This window comes from Bradyrhizobium sp. SSBR45G, assembly GCF_030159255.1.
GTDB lineage: Bacteria > Pseudomonadota > Alphaproteobacteria > Rhizobiales > Xanthobacteraceae > Bradyrhizobium.
Genome location: NZ_BSCT01000022.1, coordinates 67,644 through 87,366 on the forward strand (window position 1 = coordinate 67,644; position 19,723 = coordinate 87,366).

Annotated in this window: 14 protein-coding genes and 1 pseudogene; 6 read left to right on the plus strand and 9 right to left on the minus strand. The window is 64.1% G+C overall.

What is annotated here, in order from left to right; translation table 11 throughout:
• Window positions 1-12: 12 nt before the first annotated feature.
• Window positions 13-264: a hypothetical protein gene (locus QQL87_RS23430; protein ID WP_284421055.1), complete on the plus strand. Its 252-nt coding sequence runs from the start codon at window positions 13-15 to the stop codon at window positions 262-264.
• Between the two features lie 86 nt (window positions 265-350).
• On the opposite strand, the gene QQL87_RS23435 is transcribed toward QQL87_RS23430, so the two are convergent.
• Window positions 351-1,133 carry a hypothetical protein gene (locus QQL87_RS23435; RefSeq protein ID WP_284421054.1) on the minus strand — a complete coding sequence of 261 codons (783 nt, stop codon included), beginning with the start codon at window positions 1,131-1,133 and terminating at the stop codon, window positions 351-353.
• Between the two features lie 431 nt (window positions 1,134-1,564).
• Here QQL87_RS23435 and QQL87_RS23440 point away from each other — a divergent pair, with 431 nt between their 5' ends.
• From QQL87_RS23440 to QQL87_RS23460, 5 genes are all read left to right on the plus strand, one after another.
• Window positions 1,565-1,813, plus strand: a complete 249-nt coding sequence (locus QQL87_RS23440; RefSeq protein ID WP_284421053.1) for a hypothetical protein — start codon at window positions 1,565-1,567, stop codon at window positions 1,811-1,813.
• Window positions 1,814-1,905: 92 nt separating this feature from the next.
• Window positions 1,906-2,172 carry a hypothetical protein gene (locus tag QQL87_RS23445; RefSeq protein ID WP_284421052.1) on the plus strand — a complete coding sequence of 89 codons (267 nt, stop codon included), beginning with the start codon at window positions 1,906-1,908 and terminating at the stop codon, window positions 2,170-2,172.
• A 90-nt stretch (window positions 2,173-2,262) separates the two neighbouring features.
• Entirely contained in the window at window positions 2,263-2,697 is a 435-nt protein-coding gene (locus QQL87_RS23450) for a hypothetical protein (RefSeq protein ID WP_284421051.1), read from the plus strand.
• Window positions 2,697-2,978: a helix-turn-helix domain-containing protein gene (locus QQL87_RS23455; RefSeq protein ID WP_284421050.1), complete on the plus strand. Its 282-nt coding sequence runs from the start codon at window positions 2,697-2,699 to the stop codon at window positions 2,976-2,978. The genes QQL87_RS23450 and QQL87_RS23455 overlap by 1 nt, the downstream gene beginning before the upstream one ends.
• A 1-nt stretch (window position 2,979) precedes the next feature.
• A complete protein-coding gene (locus QQL87_RS23460; RefSeq protein ID WP_284421049.1) occupies window positions 2,980-3,258 on the plus strand; it encodes a hypothetical protein in 279 nt (92 codons plus the stop codon).
• 88 nt (window positions 3,259-3,346) lie between these two features.
• Here QQL87_RS23460 and QQL87_RS23465 read toward each other — a convergent pair whose 3' ends face one another.
• From QQL87_RS23465 to QQL87_RS23500, 8 genes and pseudogenes are all read right to left on the minus strand, one after another.
• Entirely contained in the window at window positions 3,347-4,855 is a 1,509-nt protein-coding gene (locus QQL87_RS23465; RefSeq protein WP_284421048.1) for a hypothetical protein, read from the minus strand.
• A gap of 410 nt (window positions 4,856-5,265) precedes the next feature.
• Window positions 5,266-5,787 carry a protein phosphatase CheZ gene (locus QQL87_RS23470; protein ID WP_284421047.1) on the minus strand — a complete coding sequence of 174 codons (522 nt, stop codon included), beginning with the start codon at window positions 5,785-5,787 and terminating at the stop codon, window positions 5,266-5,268.
• A gap of 635 nt (window positions 5,788-6,422) precedes the next feature.
• A complete protein-coding gene (locus QQL87_RS23475) occupies window positions 6,423-7,133 on the minus strand; it encodes a sulfite exporter TauE/SafE family protein (RefSeq protein ID WP_284421046.1) in 711 nt (236 codons plus the stop codon).
• A gap of 183 nt (window positions 7,134-7,316) precedes the next feature.
• The gene (locus tag QQL87_RS23480; RefSeq protein ID WP_284421045.1) at window positions 7,317-8,483 is read right to left on the minus strand and encodes a trans-sulfuration enzyme family protein; all 1,167 of its coding nucleotides are present in this window, start codon (window positions 8,481-8,483) and stop codon (window positions 7,317-7,319) included.
• Window positions 8,484-8,551: 68 nt separating this feature from the next.
• Window positions 8,552-8,770 (minus strand): annotated as a pseudogene (locus tag QQL87_RS23485) (AAA family ATPase); the annotation flags it as partial.
• A 335-nt stretch (window positions 8,771-9,105) separates the two neighbouring features.
• Window positions 9,106-9,729, minus strand: coding sequence for a hypothetical protein (locus QQL87_RS23490; RefSeq protein ID WP_284421044.1), 624 nt, complete (start codon window positions 9,727-9,729; stop codon window positions 9,106-9,108).
• 73 nt (window positions 9,730-9,802) lie between these two features.
• The gene (locus tag QQL87_RS23495) at window positions 9,803-11,653 is read right to left on the minus strand and encodes a hypothetical protein (RefSeq protein ID WP_284421043.1); all 1,851 of its coding nucleotides are present in this window, start codon (window positions 11,651-11,653) and stop codon (window positions 9,803-9,805) included.
• 49 nt (window positions 11,654-11,702) lie between these two features.
• A complete protein-coding gene (locus tag QQL87_RS23500; RefSeq protein ID WP_284421042.1) occupies window positions 11,703-19,673 on the minus strand; it encodes a Tc toxin subunit A-related protein in 7,971 nt (2,656 codons plus the stop codon).
• Window positions 19,674-19,723 lie beyond the last annotated feature (50 nt).

Below are 19,723 nucleotides of genomic sequence, written 5' to 3' on the forward strand. Positions count from 1 at the left end.
CGGGAGGACTGGATGACCGCGATCATCCTCGTCGTCGCCTATGGGCTGGCCGGCCTGGCCTACGTGATGGGCGACGTCGGGGAGCCCGTCATCCGGCAGCCGGCCTATGCCCGGGAGTACACCCAGCGCGGCCGCCGCGGTCCGCTGCTCGTCGCCGGCGCGCTCTGGCTGCCGTTCGCCGTGCAGCGTCGCCGCTGGGGGCCGCCGCTGGTCTTCGTGATCGCAGCCGCCATCGGCTTCGCTGTCGCCGGCCTGTTTGCGTAAAATCGATTTCGGCTGCGTCGCTTTGATGCCCGATGGGGCGGCGAGCGAGGAGGGGCGGCATAGGTTGAGCCTCCGCACACGGGAGGTCATGACGCTCCGTGCTGCTCCAGGTACGCGACCATCTCCTCGATCATGACGATCTGATCGAGGTCCATCGGCTTCCTGAAGTTGACCTCGCACCACTCGGCCTGGGTCCGCAGGTAGTCGAGCAGAAGCCGATAGTCATCGAGCGACCTTTCTTCGATCAGCCTCATGTGCGACCCGGCCAGAACCATGATCTTCGCAAGCTCTTCGAGCACTGCATCCAGCGAGTCGACGCTGAAGAACGGCCCGACGTTAACCAGATTGCTCGGCTTGGCCATCAGCAGCCCGAAGCCGCGAAACGTCGGGTGCGTCCCGAGCTCGCAGAGCAGCTTGTAATGCGCCTCCCGCTTGCGCTCCGTGTAGCCGTCCCGGTCGTCCAGGGCCTTCCGAATGGTGACGGCGCCGAACTTCTTCAGCCGTTCGGCCTCGGTGGCGGTGCGCCAGGCAGCGATGTGTTCCGGGAATTCCCACAGGTAGTCGACCAGGAACGTCGTCTCTAGGACGTCCCGCATCAGCGCGACGGCGGCTTGGTAGTATCCGCGCATCGTCAGCCCCAGGGCCGAGGCGGACGAGTTGAACAGCCTGGTCGCGAGGATCTGTAGGACGAGCTCGTCGTCATCGCGGTGGGGATGGTGCTTCGCCACGTAGTCGAGCATCGTCATCGCGCGCTCGATCATACGCGCGTGCAGCGACAGGGCCTCGGACGCGATGATCGCGTTGCGGCTGAGATCCCTGATCTGCGCCTCGCCGACGGCCAGGCGGTCGAAGTTGTCGGGAAAGGTCACGGTTGTCTCCCTGGTCGACAGTATAGCCGATTCAACCTCAAGGAGAGAACCCTGCGTAAAATCGATTTCGGCTGCGCAATTTTGATTATGCGGTACCCGATGCGGGGCTCGTCCACAGCATGTGGATCTGGTGGAAAACCGAATCCCTCGGAAATCGCAGACTTTCACTCAGCTATCCCTCACATGTTGAGGAAAGCACTGAGTGAATATTGATTTCATTGACTAATCAGTCCGCAGACGGTCGTCGATAGCTCCGATCGCGCTCGAGCATCCCTCATAGTTAACCAGATAGGGAAGGGAACTCCGCGAAGTGCGGGTTGACTCACGAAGTCGTGTTGTTGAAGCTACAACGTCATGTTGACGGTCAGTTAACGTTGTTGTAGAAATAACAACGTCAGACGACGGGACGGCGGAGCCTAGAGGAGAGCAAAATGAGGACAAGCTTTACCAGAATTTCGAAGTGCGACGTCCGTGTGAAGACGCTCGACGAGCGCGGAGAGACCCTGGAGATCATTTACCACGTGCCGTCAAAGGGTGGCTACGTCACCGTCAACGGCCGAGAGGTGTGTGCACTCAGCGATCAGTCCGGACGTCTTCTGTATGTGTCCGATCCAGACGCCCTGATCGACGTGATGCGCGCTGAATACAGGCGAGCGAGGCGCGCCGAACTGGCCGCCTGACACTACTCACCTCGATCCTATGCCCGGCGGCCGCGGCCTACCGGGCTCGAGGCCGTAGAGACGCCACGTCGGCGTCGAGGAGGAGACTACGAATGCCGGTACTGAAGAAGATCACCGAAACCGTCGACGGCGAGGAGTTGACGATGGAAGAGCAGGTCTACGTCGTCACGGTCGAGAACGGTGGACAGCGCTACTGGCTGCGCGGAACGACGTTCGCCTTCACCATCGAGCGCGCCGATGGATTCGAGAACATCGAAGCCGCCGCGCAAGCCCTCCAGAAGGCTTCGAAGTACATCAAGCCTGCGATGAGTAAGAAGTGCGTCATCGTTCCGTACGGCGGCGATCTCGTCGCGGCCTGATCGCAATGACATCGACCTCATGCCCGGCGCCAACGACGGCTACCGGGCTTGAGGGCGTGAGAGCGCCATGGTGGCGCCGAGGAGATGCAGATGTCCGATGCCATTCCGATTCAACTCATACACAACGACGTCCTCGTTGGGCGTTTCGAATCGGCGCTCGTTCACGGAACTCTGGACGACTTCGAGCCGGTCCGCGTCGAGCTTTCCAGGCGCATGCAGGATGCGCTCAACATCAAGGAAGAGGCGTCCCGTCTGCTGGCGCAGGCGAACGCCGACATCGCAGAGCTCGGCGCTGCGTCCGACAAGGCCGAGTCGCTCGGCGCCATGGTGAAGATGGCGAAGGACGATTACCAGATCGATTTCGACGACATTATTCATCACGCCATCTCGACGCTGGGCATGGTATCGACGTCGGACGGCTGCCGCGCCATCCTGCGCAGGCACATCGAGATCGTGTTGGAATGCAACGCGTCTCCCGACGCGTTCTGCTCGATACCGAGCTACGCAACGGGAGAGACGGCCTGATGTCCGATAGGAAGCTGTCATCGCGCTCCGCGCGCGTCGTCGCCGCCGGAGAAGCTCTCGCCGGCGAGCGCTGGCAGAGCGCTCTGGCAAGAGCGTCCGGCGTCAAGCAGCAGTTGTTGGCGATGATCGCAAGCGGCGAACGCGAGCCGACCGACGACGTCTATCGAAAGGTGGCCGCCGGTCTGAAGAAGGAGGCCGTACGTCTCGCTAGGACGTCCGGAAGGGTTCACGACATGGCCGATCGCATGCTGAGCGAATTGGGCGAACTGGAGGAGGATTGATATGACCGAGTCGGTGTTAGATAGAATGAAACGCGATGTTATCGGCGCGGTCCGAGCAGTCGTATTTGATGTCCGCAACGCGGCGTACAGCGAGCGCGGTACGCCGCGGCGCATACCTGCTGAATTCTATCCGGCCGGCTGGGAGCCGGGAGAGGCATGCCGCGAGGGCCGCCCGGACATCGCCGAGCGCGCTGCCTCGCACGCGGCGGATATCGATATCCCTGTATGGCGATATGAGCCTAACGAAGCCGCACTTGCGCCAGTCGTGTCTAGGGACTAACTTAGTGATCACCGCGTTCGCGCGGGGCAGCCGTCCGGAATCAAGATCAAGGTCGTAGACGCTTCCATAGTCTCCGCGTCCGCGCGGGTTAAGCGACCCCGGCCCTCAGGTCGGGGTCTCGCTTTTTAGGCCGCGACTTCGGCTTGCGCGGTCCCTCGGTGGGCGTCGGCAGCGTGCCGCCTTGACGCAGGAACGACTCCACCAGGGCCTCTGACCAAGCACGCATGCCGGCCGCCTTTTCCCTCATGCGCTGGCTGACCAGATAGAATTGTCTTGTCGTCCGGGCGGCCTCCTCGCCGTCCTGCTTCATCTTGTGAGAGAGCACTAGCGACGACGCGGCGCCGTTGACCTTGTCCTCGATGTAGTCGCCGACGGGCGACCGCACCAGGTGTGGGTTGAACAGCGGTAGACCGTCGAGGGCGCCAGCCGCACGCATGCGCTGTAGATGGCGGTTGATGCTGTTGGGGTAAACGTGAACATCGTCGTTGTCGGCGTCGCGTCCGAAGCGCCGTGTCGACGCGAACACGTAAGCGGACGGCCAATCTCCATGCTGGTTTGCGACAAGCTGCGTATAGTCGGCGATCGAGCCCGCCGCGATCGACGTAACCACCGGGGGCAACGGCAGCCAGAATTCGCTTTTCGCCTTCATCTCTGCCGCTGACCAAGTTGCGCGTCCCCAGCCCTCCTCGCCGAAAGGATCGATGTCCATGAAGCCGTCGCGGCGCAGCTGCACGGTGCTGGCGCGCCTGTTCGCGGTGAAGCAGATCCACCAGAGGCCCCACCGGATCCCAGGGCTGACCTTGTGCTCCGCGCCGCGCTCGGCATGCTCCGCGCAGTAGGCTTCGTGCCGGATGAGGGTAGCCGCGACAGCCTCAGTCGTCAGGTCCGCCTTATTCTGGCGGTGCTGCGCGCGGCGCGTCTCGATCTCCCGCATCGTGGCCGGATCCGGGTCGCCGGCGCTCAGGCGATCCCACCAGCGGTCGACGCCCTCGGTGAGCCCGCTCTCGTCGGGATGCTTGTCGGCGGCCCAGCCGAGGGCGGCTTTGATATAGGCGACGCACTTCTGTCGCTGCCGGTAAGACGTGACGCCGTCGCGGGCCTCGTTGAGGAGGGGGCGGCTCAGGTCGGTGACGAGCTTGGCTCCGAGTACTTGATAGGATGCCTGCGCGAAGGCCAGCCGGACGTCGTCATTGGTCGCGTCGGACGGAGGCTTTAGCTCGTTGTTGATCCACCGTGGCTGCGCCAGCATCCGCATATAGCCCAGGCAGACCCGGCCGAGCGTCCAGGCGACGGGCTCGTCGTCGGCAGGGGCGTCCTCTTGCGGGTCCGCGTACCGCATCTCTGCGTAGAGCTCGGCGGCGCGCTTGCGCGCGTCCGAGATCGACAGGAACTCGGGGTGGCGCTCCCGGAGGTCGCCAAGGACGCGCATGGTCCGCATCGCCCGCAACGTCCATTTGGCGCTCCCGCCTCGCACGCGGACGGTCAGATAGCGCACCTGCGTGTCGGCGAAGACGTGCACGCCTTCGGCCTTGGCGGCAGCCAGGCCGAGGGCCTCCTGGACGATCTTTCGGGTGATCTCGACGCGCTGAAACGGCATGCTTTCTCTCGCGATGTACACACTTTTGTACACTCACGATGACATGGATTTCGGCGGCGCAAAGGGGGCGAGGATCGATTCCGACCAATTTCCCCGCGAAAACGGCATAAAGTTAACTGGTAAACGCCTGAGCGCGTAGAATATAGGAATCATAATCCTGGGGTCGGGGGTTCGAGTCCCTCTCCCGCTACCAAAAATTTTCAGCGCCTTGGAGTTCGTGGCGGCATATAACGGCGGCGCAGGGCTGCCATCGGCGGTGCGCTCCACGATTGATCTCGGCTACCTCGTTTCATCTCCGTGTCGTCGGAGTCTTCCGGAAAAGTCCTGGACTGTCCGCGTCCGGATCGATCTGGTCGAGCGGCCACCCCGATCTGACAGTTCGCCGCGATCGGCATCCGGATCGAGGTCGGTCACGCGAACAGCTGGTCGATGTCGTCCTGCGAAATCGCCACGCCCGGCCGCTTCGGGCCCTCCAACAAGTCTGGGGCGCTTGGGGCGGCAGTCAGCTCGGCGGCTAGCCGCGCCAGCTCCTCTTTTCCCCAGATGCGGACGAGCTTGTTGATGTGGTCTTCCATGAACTGCAGCGACTTGACGACGCGCGTGATCCGCTGCCCCGTGAGATCCTGAAACGCGCAAGCCTCGAACACCTTGTTGGTGCTATCGACGATCTCGTCGCATGCCGCTGCGGTAGCCGGGTCTTTGACTCGCTGCAACTTCGCGACGCTGGTGCCGATCGCCTCCATGCTTTCGAGGATCGCGTTCCCGGCCGCTTCCGTATTCTCGACGATCGCGTCGAGAGTATCGGTCATCGTTGCGAAACTGCCCTTGCCGTCGCCTTGAAGAGCGGCCAGTTCCCGCCGCATGCTGCTGATCTGGCCGAACATCTCGACCAGGTACGTTTTCAGCAATCTCTCTTCTTCCGGGGCAATCATCAGAAATCTCCGACTTTCAACGTTTCCTTATTAAGGGCTTCACGATAACGTTTCCTTATCATGGGCTTCCCGATGTAGTTGCAAACCGCGGCCTGCTTGTCTGCAATGACATTTCGGATCTCGATTCGGCGCGGTGACCTGGTCGCGACGCGGCAACCGAGATCGAGCGTAACCTGGAAACGGTACTGTGGTCAGGGCAGGTGAAGATCAACTGCGTCCCGCTTTCGCTCAGAGCGTGCGTTGATTCACTTCAAAAGTCGTCAATTGGCCATTGTAGACCCGACAAGATTGATCTTGTGGTAAAAGGTCTTCTCAGTCCGGTTTAGTCGGACGGGTTAGGCCGAGCTTGTGCGAGGTACGAAGTTCACATTGTGTTAACTCTCGTTTGTCTCGCAAGATCTGCAATCGTTCAGCCCGCCCCTTGCACGAGCAGCCGATAGGCCGCTTAACGTCTTCTCGGCTAGGCCTCCTTTTGATTTTTCAAAGTCAGCACGGCCCCGTGCTGACTGAGGAGATTGGGTGGCTAAAGTGCGAGGGACACAAAACGCCTGGCGCACCGCGTTCTTGAAGCCTCTCCGCGTCGAGACCGCGTGAACTGAGTTGCGGCAGAGGAGATGCGTCGATCGACCGCCGGATCAGGAGCGGCACCACGCCGCCAAGGTCGATGGCGGGATCACGGCGCTGACGACGCCCACGGTGATGATCGCAAGTCCCACCGTGTTCCGCAGCCATGTCGAGGTCGCCCGGCGGCGCAGGATCGGAAGTCCGAGACCGGCTGCCAGCAAGGCGGGAAGCGTGCCGACGCCGAAGCCGCTCATCGCAAGCGCGCCGCCGAGCCAGGAGCCGGACAGCATGGCATAGAAGAGCGCTGCATAGACCATGGCGCAGGGAAGAAAACCCCAGATCACGCCGCTTACCAGGATGCCCAGTCGGGGAGGGAGATTCGTCGCATGCGCGGCGCGCGTCATCGTGGAGCTGACGACCGACGCCAGCCGATAGAGACCTGTTGGCATCGGCACCAGATCGAGCATCGACAGTCCGATCCAGGCGAGTGCCGCCGCAGCCGCCCAGCGCAGGATGGCGTGTCCGATGGCCTGGTCGAACGCGCCGAACACGCTGGATCCGAGAGCGCCGACCGTGGCGCCGGCCAACATGTAGGCGGCGATGCGACCTCCATTGATCAGGAGCGCCGTGCTCCAAAGATCCTGTCGCGATCGCGCGGGACCAAGCTCAGCGGCGAAATGCAGGCCCGATGCGATGCCCGAGCACATGCCGAAGCAATGCAGGCTCGAGGAGAAGCCAAGCAGCAACCCGGCGATGAACAGCGGCTGGTCGAAATCGAACATCGTCGAAGCATTTCAGCCGATGCCGCTCCCGAAGTCGTTGCGCTGGGTCAAAAACCTCTGGTTCGTACCCCGTTCAGCGGCCAGGATCCTCGTCAGGGCCGGATTGAAGACTGCGGCAAAGGCCATGCTCAAATGCGGAGCGGACATTCCTGAGGTCGTCCGCCGCAGCGTGCAGGGCAGGCATCATGGTGCGGCGATGGCAGCGAGAAAGCCCTGCAGGTCGGCCCAGAGCTCGCCGGGCTCCTCAAGGCCGACGCTGATGCGGACCAGGGACTCCGACGCGTCCCACGGCCGCACGGTCCGGTCCGCGTCGATGTTCATCGGAGCGATCAGGCTGCGCGTGCCGCCCCAGGATGCACCGATCGCGAACACGCCAAGCCTGGCCATGGCCGGATAGATCCGCGCCTTGAACTCGGGCTTCACGACGATGCTGAACACGGCGCTCGATCCGGCGAAGTCCCGCGCCCACACCTGGTGGCCGGGACAGGACGGCAGCGCCGGATGCAACACGCGGCTGACGACGGGCGACCCCTGAAGCCTCTCGGCGAATTCTCTGGCGACGCGTCCGGTGTGGGCCATGCGGACGCCCATGGTCTCGATGCCCCTCAGGGCCAGGGCCGCCTCATCGGGCGAGACGCCGATGCCGACCATGCCCAGCACGTCCTTGATCGACTTGCGCAAGGCGAGGTCGTTCACGGTGATCGAGCCGAGCAGGAGATCGGAGTGTCCGCCGACATATTTGGTCAGTGCCTCGACTGCGAAATCGACGCCATGGGTGAGCGGCTTGAACAGCAGCGGGCCGGCCCATGTGTTGTCGCAGCCGGTCAGCACACCCCTGGCGCGCGCAACCTTGGCAATGGCGGGGACGTCCTGCACCTCCATCGTTCCCGAGCCGGGCGATTCCATCCAGATCAGCCGGGTCTGTGCGTCGATGAGGTCGGCGATGCCGTCGCCGATCAGGGGATCGTAGACCCCATGATGGATGCCGCGCGGCGCGAGGTAGTCCTCACACAATCTACGCACCGGCGGATACGCCGTGTCGGGGATCAGGACCTTCTGCCCTGGCAGCAGCACCGCGAGCATCGTCACCGCGACCGCGGCCTGTCCTGACGGGACGAGCACCGTGCGGACGCCGCGGTGAAGCGCGGTGAGCTGCGCCTCCAGCGTGCGGGTGGTCGGCGTGCCATGCAGGCCGTAGGTGTAACCGTCGAGGCCGCGTTCCGAACGCTGCGCGAAGGATTGCGGATCGTCATATACGATCGTCGAGGCGCGGTAGGTCGGCACTGCCAGCGAGGAGAAGCCCTCATCAGGCACGGTGGGGTGCTGAACGCAGCAGGTCAGATCGTGCATGCAAACCTCATTTCGGATGGCCAGCGGCGATGCGTCCAGCCTGGTCATTCTGTTGCGGCGGTCCGCGGCAGGTCCTCATGGGCTGCGACCGTGATCAGCGGCTTGCCGAGACGCCGGGCCATAGGCTCGATGAAGCGTGTCTTGCCGCAGCCGGTTGGTCGTTTCAGCATGACGGGCAGCCGTTCGAGATACGCCGCCGTAAAGGTTGCGATTTCCTGGCCGTGCGCCTGGTAGTCGGGCTCCGCGTCGAGTCGATACGAACCGAGCCGATCAGCACCAAGGATCATGAGACGTCTTAGAAACGAAAAATGCAGGCTGGACAAGACGGGAAATCGGCTTCGAGGGCTGCTCCGCCTCGGAACTCCGCGCCAGCAGTCCGGATGCGGCTCCGTGCCTGGGCAACCTATCGTCGCCGGTGTCGATGATGATGCTCTGCTCGGATGACCGAGCGACGCGGCTCCAGCCTGCGCCCTGCAGCAACGATGAATCTGTTGCAGCGGGCGGCGCTCGACCGCCGTGGGGGCGGTCGCCGCTGTCGCGCGCTCATCCAAGCAAGATGCGGCGGCCCGGACACCCATGATCGCCGAGCGCGACCCGGGGCCGTCAAGCCTGAAGACGTATCCTACTTCTTCCTGCGGAGCGGCTCACCCCACCGGCTGATGTCGCTGCCGGGCTCTGCGGGAAGCGGGCAGTTCTCATAGGGCAGCCGAGCCTTCGCGGTCACCATGCAGCCGCAGGCGCTGCACGTCCTGTTGTCTGCGGCGATCAGTCCGGCAACCTTGTAGAGCAATCCCTTGGGAGATGCCGAGAGCTTCTCGCAGGACAGGCAGGCCGTCAGGCGGCGCTCACGCACGGCTTCGTCGACCTGGGTGAAGCCGCCCTTGCTCCACGACGCGAAGGCCTTCGCAGCCTTGGCGACGAGCGCGCCGGCGGAATGCGGCTCATCGTCGCCGGTGCGGATCGGCGTGGAGGTCGATGGCTTGGCATCCCCTTCTGCGAACGCGATCAGATGCGACAGCATTGCCGGCGCCGTGCGTGCGGCAATCAGGTGATGGAAGTATTCCTCGTCATCCATCATGCGCTGAAGGGCGGCCATCGGAAGCGGGCGGGCGAGGCCGAGCGCCCGCTCCACGCGCAGGCGAATGTCGGCGACGCTGTCGCCTTCGCGCACCTGCAGCAGGGCTTCCAGTTGGCTTGGAGCAAGTTCTCTCGTGATCGTCACGGCGGTCTGGTGAGCGGCATTCATGGCTGTGATTCCGGTTGATCGTGGCGCACATGCTTGGGCTCGGGGCGGCCTGGGCCGCCCCGGTCCAAGGTGTCTACGACAGGGTGAGAAGGGCGGTGGATTGCGAGCGGATCAGCGGGTGACCGTCGGCGGACGTTACCCCGACCACCATCACCGCATATTCGACGCCTTTCGTGATCTTGGGATGCAGCACGACCGTCTTGTCGTCGGCGGCGTCCACCGCGGCGTCGGCGACCGCCACCGGGGGATCGAATTGATAGTTCGCCGGCGAGGTCACCGTCGCGGGATCGACCGCATCGCTGAAGGTCAAGGTCACCTCGGGATCGCCCTGGGCATTCAGGACGGCCGCGGCACTCAGCAGCTTCAACGTCGCATCTTTCGGCCCGCCGGCGCACTCCGGCATCGGCATGCTCTGCATGGAGTTCTGGAGCGTGGTCAGCCGGCACGCCAACGAGGAATCCATGCAGGTGTCGCCGCTGCCGGCCGCGTTGGCTTCGGAGACCATGCCGAACAGCTCGGTCAGCTCGGCGACCACCGAGTCCATGATGAAGCCATAGAGGCCGCCAAAAAACACGTATGACAGAACGCTCGGGCTGGCATAATCAGCCGTCGTACGGCAGCTGTAGCCGTCCTGGTTGAGCGGTGCGAGCTTCTGCAGACGCGCGACGCAATGGGCGAGGATGGCAGCGATGCCGCTCATTGTCAGGGCATTGACACGAACAAGGCCGCCGGTGATGACGACGTATTTCTCATTGAAGAACTCGAACGCATAGGCGTTCGGCGTGTCGTTCCGCTCGTCATATTCGAAGTGGAAGGTCGGGTACATGCCGGAAAACAGCCGGACCAGATAGCCGGCGACGCCGGCGCCCACATTGGAGCCGACCGGAGCACGCTTCGGACTCTGCTGGATGTCCCACGCCTGATCGTCCGTGAAATAGGCCTGGGTGCCGCTGGCATAAGACGGCGTGTATCCGGCGATCGCGCCGAAGCCGTCCGGCTCGGCATGGGTCTTGAACCCCGCCACCGCGAGCGCGACCGTCCGTTCCAGTGATCTTGCTGCGGGCGTGGCGGCGACATGAGCCAGGGTGGCCTGCACGGCGCCTGGGATCCTGGCGGCGAGGGCGCGATAGGCCTCCGTACCGAACACCGGCAGCTTATGGTGATCGGTCACCATCAGCGGGCTGTTGTCCGCAGCCGTGAGGCCGGAGATCTGCAGCGCATAGTCGCCGGTGACGATGCCATTGGAGTTGAGCAGATGGCCCGCGACACTCTTGGCCGGCATCGCGGAGGTCGCAATGTGATGAACGCCCTTGTCGAAGATACCGGCGCTGATGGCGACGACCGGGGTGCTGCCGCCAACGGCGACGACCAGGAGGTCGTTTGGCATCAGCCGGTCGGCGCGGATCAACTTGCCGTCGGGTTGCAGAAAGAGATGGGAGCGCGTCACCAGGAGGCTCTTCTCCACGCCGTCCAGCACGTAGTCGATCTTGACCAGGGTTGAGCGCTTGGACGGGGCTCCGGATGAATATTGCAGCTTCATCTGTTGCCAGGTCAGGCTGGCATCGGCGACCAGGACCTCGTCGCCGACGGCAAACTCCTGGACGGCCCTGAAGCTCGTCGCGTTGCCGGAGCCTTGATACGCGATCGCGGTGTCATAGGCGAAGCAGGAGCAGCAGCAATAGCAAAAGCCCTGCTTGTCGTAGCTCGGAATGTCGCTGTCGCCGTTGTAGTGGCAGCAACCGGGCGGCAGGGGCGGCGGCGACGACGTGCAGCCGCCGAGGAACTGATCCTGGCAGTCGCAGACCTTGTGTGTGTAGTCCTGAGTATCGTAGCAATGTGTATCGGGATCGTTGCAGATACGCCCCTTGTCCTTCTTGATGTTGTCCAAGCAGCCTTGGGTCGGCTGCCATCCAGGATAAGGCATTGCTGTTCTCCCTCAATGATTTTTGCGGATATTGACAGGGGCGATGGACTTACCAGCGCACCTGACCTTGGTACTCCAAGACGAGAATCAGGTTTTTGAGCTTCTGCGGATCGATGAAGCCGGCGGTCTTGAGGCCGGCCGGTACGTTGGCGAGCGTGAACACCGCGGCATGCTGACCAGCCACGTCGCTCATCGCCGGCAGCTGCGCGATCGGCAGGACGCTGAGCCAGTTGTTGTCCTGCGCGCCCGGCGTGGAGCCCAGCCAGTTGGCATCGAAGATGAGGCCGGTCTTGCCGGAGACCGTTACGTCGTCGGTCGAAAGCTGCGGGGTGATCTTGTAGTTGATGAAGGACGTCGCCGGCGGTGTCGCTGGTCCCGTGGATTGCAGGATGGCGGAGACGTTTGTCAGCACCGCATTGCTGACATGCGGCGGCACGGCGCGCGGCAGCACCGTGAAGGTCAGCGTCTGCGTCGTGGTGTTGCCATGGTCGGCCAGGAAGGAGCTCCAGGCATCCGGTTGGAGATCGGCGATCGGCATCAGCACCTGTCCGGTGAACGGCTGCAGGGCGGGAAGAGCGGTCACTTTCGCGCGCAAGGCGGCGCCGCCGTCGAGCGCGGTATAGCTGACGTCCACGACCACGTCGGCAATGCTGCCGAAGTCGATCCGGTTGGCGGCCGGCGGCATGTCGAGCCGCCAGCGCGAGACGGCGCCGGTGCCTTCGAAAGGCAAATAGCGATCGTCGCGGAAGTCGAGCTGGAACAGCCCGCTGTCAGAGATGCCGCTGGACAGCGCGATCTGCTGCTGGGCGCACCAGTTGGTGCGCAGGACGCTCGCATCGGGCGCCGGGACGTCGTCGCCGAGGAGGAAGTCGATCGCCTGGGAGTCCGGCTTCACGACGATCTGGCTGGACAGCTGCGTCAGCGTCGCATTGATGGTCTGCCAGGGACCGACCACCGCCGGGATCGAGACCGTGATGGTCTTGATCTTGCGGCAATAGTGCCCAGGATAGTCGTAATCGAACAGTTTCTCGGTCAGCGCGAATTCGCAGGAGCCGGTGGTCCGGAATCGGACCAATGCGAGCGGATCGAGCTGCGACAGCGCAACGGTGCGGCGAATCTCCAGTGTGCGCGTGTTGCCGTCGAGCCAGGCCCGCTCCATCCGATTGAGGGCGAGCTGGAGGCCTTCACCGGAGGTCAGGCCCTTGTGAACATTGTCCCAGTAGCCGAATTGCAGATAGGTCTGGTCGCCGTTGAGCTCATATTGCAAGGCGCGCTCGGTCATGCGCGCGAGGTCGTAGGCGAGCGTGTAGGTCTGGTAGTGCATCGCGCTGAGCCGGCCGATCAGCCATTGATAGAGCTCGCTGCTGGTGAACTTGCTCTTCAGATAGGCCGCCATCTCGCCATTCTGCGCCAGCGTCTTGAGATGCAGTTGCAGCTCCTGTTTGGCACTGTCGATCTCATAGCCGGCGGCGTCGATCTGCTGCTGGATCTGCTTACGGTCGTAGTCGGCGATCGTGCGCTGTTGCGTCCAATCCGCGGCACGGCGTTCGTATCCGGCGGAGAGCTGGGCCACGTTGCCGACGAAACTCGCCTGGCCAGCCATGGTGTTGAAGAACTCGGCAATCGACGTCAGGCTGGAGCCGACCTGCTTGCCGCCATAGGTCATGGCGAAGGGCGAACCGGCATTCGGAACCAGGAAGCCGGCGCTCGCCATGGTCTTGAGCGTGCCTCCGACGGTCGAAAGCACCTGGCTGACGATCAGCATCGCCAGATTGAGCTTCTCCGCGTCGGACAGGCCCTTCTGCAGCAGGTTGTCGTAGAAGCTGTAGCGGTAGTCGGCGCTGGCGAGCGAGGTTTGGAGACCGGACCGTGTCGACTCGAGCTGCTGGATGTGCAGCGTGCGGATGTCCGTGGTCAGGTCGAGCAGGTTCTTCTCCTGGACGTTTCGCAGCAGCTCGAGCTGCTCGGCGTCCTGGCGCTCCAGCGAGCTCTGCACCTGCGCGCCGAGCTGGGCGACGTCTCCCGCGATCGCCCTGGCGCGAGCGAGCAGCGCCTCGAAACGATAGGCCGGGATCGGCACTGCGGTTCCGAAGTCGAGCGGGAGGCCGCCACCGCCGGCCGCCGCAGCAGCGATCACGGCGCGCACGTCCAGCGGCGGGGCCAGCAGAGGCAGCGTCTGGTACTCGCCATTGATGTTCATGCAATGACGGATCTTGTAGAGCTGACCCGCGACGCGGTCCCAATACGCAACGAACTCGTCATTTTCCGGAATGCAGAAATATGAGTTGATGTCGTTGAACGGCATGCCGCGCAGCAGCGGTGTGCCCGGCGCAACCGGCGCCAGCAGGTTCTCGACATTGATGAGAAACTCCGGAACGAGCCCGCCGGGCGAGGCCGCCTTGATCTGCCGAAACGACATCGGGGCCGGCTTGGCCCGGCCGGATACCTCGCGTGGCTTCGGTCCCAACAGATCGGACGCCATGACATAGAGGTTGGTCGCCTCGTTCACGCTCTCGCGGGTGAACGCGCGAAACAGCTGGTCACCCCAATCCAGGATGTTGGAGATGTAGCGCATCACCGTGGCCTTGGCGTAAGCCGCGGGACGCAGACCGGCGATTGCGTCGGGATCGAAAGGCGAATTGTTGTAGGCGGCAATCTGGGCCGGATCCGTGAGATCCTTGGCGAGGTCGCTGCTCGCGAGGTCGCGAAACGGCAGATAGTTCCAGAAGCGATCCGTCGGGTTGTTCAGGCCGCTCTGCTGCGGCGCCGTCGGGTTGAAGATGTATTCGAACCAATGCTGCGCCTGGTCGAAGCGGCGACTGGCGTTGAGCGCATAGGCGACAAGAAACGGCGCGTGGAAGAAGATCTCACGGAAGTAGTCTCCCATGGCGCCGTTGAAATCGAGCGTGGCACTGGCCGGCGCGATTGCGGAGGCGGTGGGGCCGAGCCGGGAGAACGGGAGTTCGGGCGTGCTCTGCGCGTCGATGTTCAGGAGTCCCGGGAGCCCGGTTGCCGCCAGCCGCTGTGCCAGCATCGGAATCGTCTGGGTCGTGAGCCGGGCGAAGCGGTATTGCGCCTTGGTGAGATCGCCCCCCGATGTGATGGGGGCGACCCGCAGATAGCTTTCGCCCATCGGCAACGGCGACTGGTGCTCGGAGACGGTCAAGATCTCGCTCAGGGTCGGGAACGACACCTGATCCGCCTGCACCAGGAACGCCTCGTCGGCATTGTCGAGCAGGAACCACCCGAGCTGGTTCTTGACGTTGACCGTGTTCGCGAGCTGAGCATTGACGCTGTTCAACAGCACTGTGCCCGGCTTGGGCGCCATCGCGGGGGACTGCCCGGCAAAGTCGTCGAACGCAAAGGTCGCAGCCAATTCGTTGGTGGTCGCGGCGAAACCGAAAGAGCCGGCACTACGGTCGATCGCCGGCGTGACCGGCGTGGCGCTGGTGCCGGGGAGGGTGTTAAGGAGCGTCAAATGGCGAACCGTGTGGTTCGCCATCGCATCGACGATTTGCAGTGTCCCGTATTGCACCCGTCCGGTCACCATGGACGGCACGGCGCCGGTGATGTTCTTCAGCCGCGATGCGACGCCGTAGATCGCGCTGTCGTAGGCAAGTTGGTCCGGCACCACGGCGGTGGGAGCGGCGACCGCCGGATAGGCCGTGCCGCCGATGAAATCGAGGCTGAAGCCGAGCGTCGTCATCAGCCGGTCGACCTGCGGCAATTGCGGGTCGATCGTCGCGCTGGCCGGTGCGAACAGCACGATCGGCTTGCGCCATGCCGATTGCGCCAGCTCGAAATTGGACTGATTGAGGCCGGGCGTCACGGTCGCCGCATAGCTGTCGAACGTATAGTCGACCTGGTAGCCGACGACGCTGTCGCTCACGAGAGCTTGCGGCGCCGACCATGAGGCATCCGGTCGCCGGCGGATGAACTTCATGGTCGACTTGTGGCTCGTCAGCGCCTGCGATTTGGCGTTGTCGATGTTCGAGGCTTGCGTCGTGGATGGCTCGATCCAGAACAGATAGGGCGTGTTGAACGCCCAGACCGGGGTTGCCAGCGCCGCGGGCACGCTGTGGTCGATCTTCTGCCACGGGCTCCAGGTCGCGTTGTCAAAGGTGCGGAAATAGTACGTGTAGGGTTCGGTGCCGGTTCGCGCGAACAGCCACAGCGTGAAGATGCGGCTGTTGGTTCCGGGGTCGATGCTGCCGACATTGTAGCCGTCGATCAAGCGCAACGTGCCCAGCGTCTCGACGGAGTTGAAGTACTCCCGGTAGGCATCCTCGACCGCGGTGTCGGTCAGATCCGACTGTTGCAGCCGCTGCTTGAGGGTCGAAAAAGGCGGCGTGATCTTCACGCGCAGTGTCGGATCGACGTAGTTCTCCGGGTAAAGGAAGATCTTGCGGTTGACCTCCCAGATCCGGTAGCTCGACATCCAGCTCCACCAGATCGGATCGAACGGAAACTGCGTGACGCCGTCCTCGAGCCCCATGCGGCAGCGCTGCATGTAGAGCTGCACCGCGGCGGTCGCCTGGATGATGCGCGACGTCATCATGCAGCCGCTCATTTCGACATCGAGCAGCAGGTACTGATAGAGGTCCGATGGCGTCTCGATGCCGAGCGATACGGGCGTACCGTTCAGCTTCCAGATCACCGCACCGAGCAGCGCGTCGCGCTGCGCAGTGAGCAGCCTGCCCTGGATGCGGCCCGAGACCTGGGCAAACGTGTCGTCGCGGAAACGTCCGTTCACGGCGTCCAGCGTGGCTGCGGCGAGCGCCGACAGCACGTCCCAGACGGCGGAATCGAGGATGCCGATCTGACGGTCGCCGGGCGCGCTGCCCGGAATCGTCATCACTTTGGCGCCGATCGCGGCGTTGAGGCGCAGCAGGAACCATGCGTCACCGCTCAGTTGCGCCGTGAGCTCGAAGCAGCGCCTGAGCGTCGCCACGGCGTCGACCGTCCATTTGACCGAGCCACTCCACAACGTTCCAGCAAGCACCTCGATCTGGTCGCTCGGCCAGGCGGTGATCGCGGCCAGGGCGTCGATGCCGCTCTGCTGGCAAACGCCGTTGCTCGAGAACACGCAATTGGCGAGCACCAGCGCGCTGTCCTGATATTGCGTCGTGAGGTCCTTGTAGACGGATAGCGCGCGAACATCGGCAATGGTGAGCGCCTGGGGAATCCCGACCGAGAAACCGGAGGGATGACTCGCGATTGCGGTCGCCTCGGCCGGCGTCAAATTCAGCCGGGATGCAATCAGACCGACACGCGCGAGCGCGAGCACGACGGCCTGCAGATCGGCCGGCGCATCGGCACCGTTGAGCGGCGTCAGGAGCAGCAGCATCAGGGCGCCGACCGTCAGCTCCGCTGATGCGAAAGGCAGAAGGGCGCCGACCATCTCGGGCGCGAGTTGAAGACGCGTCGCGAGACCTTCGACTGCCGCGTTGACCTGCTGGGCTTCGCTGCTCGTCAGCAGGTCGACGACGGCCGACACGTTCGCGGTGGCCTGCAGCAGGATCTGCAGCACGGCACGGCGCTGTCGCGGCGCGGTGGGCGAATCCTGGAACAGAAAATCCAGGCTGGTCTTTGCGGTCACCGGCGCCGCCAGATAGCCGAGCGCCGTTCCGTCGGCCGCTGTTACGGCGACGAGAACATGGTTGCTCGTCAGCAGGGCGAGCGCCGTTGCGGCATCAGCGGCGGTGATATCGGGAGTCGTGAGTGCGGCGGCGCCGAGCGGCAGTCCTGGCGAGACATCGGTGAAGCCCGGCGCGTGTTTTACGATCAGGCCGATCGAGCTCAGCACCTTGGCCGTGACCAGCGCATTGAAGGCTGCGGTGGCCTGGTCAGGCGTCACGGTTCCGAGCGCCAGGCTCGCGGGTTGAACGCGCGTCGTTTGTGACTGGGTCGCCAGGCTGTCGACATAGGCGCCCAAGCCGCTGGTCGGATCGGGCGCACGGAAATACGGGCCGGTCCGGTTCGTCAGGCTCCATTGCAGCTCATAGATCGTGAAGGGCTGGGCCTTCAGCCAGGCCGCAGCATCGGCAATGGCGCCGAGCGTGTTCAGATCGAAGGTGACCGAGGCCGCAGCTGGAAGCATCGGGTCGGTCGAGGGCGAATACATCAAGCCCAGCAGGGTCAGAAACTGCGGCACTTGAAGTCCCAGCAGGCGCGGAAGGCGCGCCACCTGATAAAGCAGGCTCAGTGTCGACAGATCGGTCGTCAGGTCCGTCTTCTTGCTGAGGGCGCAGACCCAGCCTGCGATCGAGCTGAGGTCGTCGTCGGTCACCTGAAGAGCGCCGCAGAGGCGCGAGCGGATCTCGCCGTCGGTGCCGGAACGGTTGGCGATGGTCCACGTCACCGGAGACGCCGGATTGAACGGCACCGTCGAGCCGCTCGCGTAGGGATCGCGACCCGCAAGGATGGACGGATTGTTGAATCGCGCGTCGAAGAAGTCGGCGGGAGCCGGACCCGATCCCCTGCCGGTGGTCTTCAGGTCCGAGAACAGCGCCGTCATGGCGATCGGCGACGTCTCGCCGAGCGCGAGGCCCACCTGCTTCATCTGCGCAATGGTCTGGATCAGGGGCGCATCGATGACACCGTTGGCGCCGCCACAGCAGCGCACGACCCAGTCGAGCTCGGCGAAAGTCCAGCCGAGCGCGCGGGACATCCGGATCAGGCTGCTCAAGCGCTCCAGGCGCTTGTTGGTCAGCCCTTTCAGGGTTTCTTCGCTGCTGCCCGCGACGCGTGCCAGGGCAAGAGGGGCGCCCTCGCCGGTGTTGTTGATGTAGAGACCCGCCGCCAGGCCGGCCGCGATCTCGTCGTCGTCGAGATCCTGGCTGAGCAGTGCGTCGAGGCTGCCGCGCTCCAGACCGGTGCGCTGCAGGAACATCTTCACCGATGCGAGGTCGGTTAGAACGCCATCATGGTGACCATCGATGCCGTAGCACTGCTCCAGCAGCCATTGTGGCAGCGGGCTGGGGAACGTGGTGAAGTCGCATTCGCTGGCGCCGAGGCCCAGGATCTCACCGCCGAGATACAGCGGCGGAAGCGGATAGGGCGCGCTCCAGGTCGTCGGGCGCAGGGCATGACCGACTGCGCCCAGCGAGGTCCCCAATTGATCGAGATTGAGGCGGATGCGCGCGCTCGGCAGCGTGAACGGCAGATTGAAGGGAAAGCCGCTGGTCGCGAGCAGGCGATAGGCCTGGTCGGGCGTGGCTGCCAGGTTGCGCTCCAGCACCTCGGTCACGACGGTGAGAAACGGGATCTCGGTATCGGCATTGGCCGCGGTCACCGGCAGGTCAAACAGATCCGGCCGCCGGTCCTCCAGCCTTTGGCCGGACGGAATGGATGCGGCATTGGGACCGGTGATGTAGGCATCGGTAATGCGCATCAGGTCGACATAGTAGGCGCCTGGCCCGATGATGGAATCCGAATGGCCGCACGGGCAATAGTCGAGCGAGCCGAACAGCTCGTCATAGCCAGGCACCTGCTGGAACGCGGCGGCTGTCTGCGGTGTACTGGTCTTGAACAGGTTGGAGCGGCTGAAAGGCGATGCGATCCGATCGCGCACCAGTGCGAACACATGGGCCGCCTGCGTCTTGACATGCTGAGCCCTGGCGTAGATGCCGCGCGCCTGGGCCGCGCCGCCCGGCAGCGCGGGACCCTGTTCAGCGACGAAGACGTGCTCCGGCAGCGCCGCCACCTTGTGGGCGGCGTCGAAGCCGCTGTCGAGCAGGGTGGCCGCCACGGGATGAAGTCCACCGGCGTTGGCCTGTGCCGCCGCGTCCTGCGGCTCGCTCACGAGGCGCAGGGCGCGCTGATAGCCCTGCAGCGCCTTCAAGGTCTCGGGCGCAGCCGCGGGAGCAAGGCGCGGAGCTGCGGCGGGACCTGCCGCTGCTGTCCGGATCTGAGTCGCGGCCCGTACGGTGTCTGACGGCAGCACATGGTCGTGCAGCGGATCGAAGCCGGGGTTGGTCGTCAGATAGGCTGCGACGAGTGCGCTGGGAGCTTGGCTCATGAGGGCTTGTCTCTGCCAGATGTGGACGACACGACGGGAGTGATACCGGC

Coding starts and splice junctions, on each gene's coding strand:
- QQL87_RS23470 (WP_284421047.1), bottom strand. CDS start 5,787: ATGATTGCCCCGGAAGAAGAGAGATTGCTGAAAACGTACCTGGTCGAG.
- QQL87_RS23500 (WP_284421042.1), bottom strand. CDS start 19,673: ATGAGCCAAGCTCCCAGCGCACTCGTCGCAGCCTATCTGACGACCAAC.
- QQL87_RS23430 (WP_284421055.1), top strand. CDS start 13: ATGACCGCGATCATCCTCGTCGTCGCCTATGGGCTGGCCGGCCTGGCC.
- QQL87_RS23475 (WP_284421046.1), bottom strand. CDS start 7,133: ATGTTCGATTTCGACCAGCCGCTGTTCATCGCCGGGTTGCTGCTTGGC.
- QQL87_RS23440 (WP_284421053.1), top strand. CDS start 1,565: ATGAGGACAAGCTTTACCAGAATTTCGAAGTGCGACGTCCGTGTGAAG.
- QQL87_RS23450 (WP_284421051.1), top strand. CDS start 2,263: ATGTCCGATGCCATTCCGATTCAACTCATACACAACGACGTCCTCGTT.
- QQL87_RS23445 (WP_284421052.1), top strand. CDS start 1,906: ATGCCGGTACTGAAGAAGATCACCGAAACCGTCGACGGCGAGGAGTTG.
- QQL87_RS23465 (WP_284421048.1), bottom strand. CDS start 4,855: ATGCCGTTTCAGCGCGTCGAGATCACCCGAAAGATCGTCCAGGAGGCC.
- QQL87_RS23480 (WP_284421045.1), bottom strand. CDS start 8,483: ATGCACGATCTGACCTGCTGCGTTCAGCACCCCACCGTGCCTGATGAG.
- QQL87_RS23460 (WP_284421049.1), top strand. CDS start 2,980: ATGACCGAGTCGGTGTTAGATAGAATGAAACGCGATGTTATCGGCGCG.
- QQL87_RS23495 (WP_284421043.1), bottom strand. CDS start 11,653: ATGCCTTATCCTGGATGGCAGCCGACCCAAGGCTGCTTGGACAACATC.
- QQL87_RS23490 (WP_284421044.1), bottom strand. CDS start 9,729: ATGAATGCCGCTCACCAGACCGCCGTGACGATCACGAGAGAACTTGCT.
- QQL87_RS23455 (WP_284421050.1), top strand. CDS start 2,697: ATGTCCGATAGGAAGCTGTCATCGCGCTCCGCGCGCGTCGTCGCCGCC.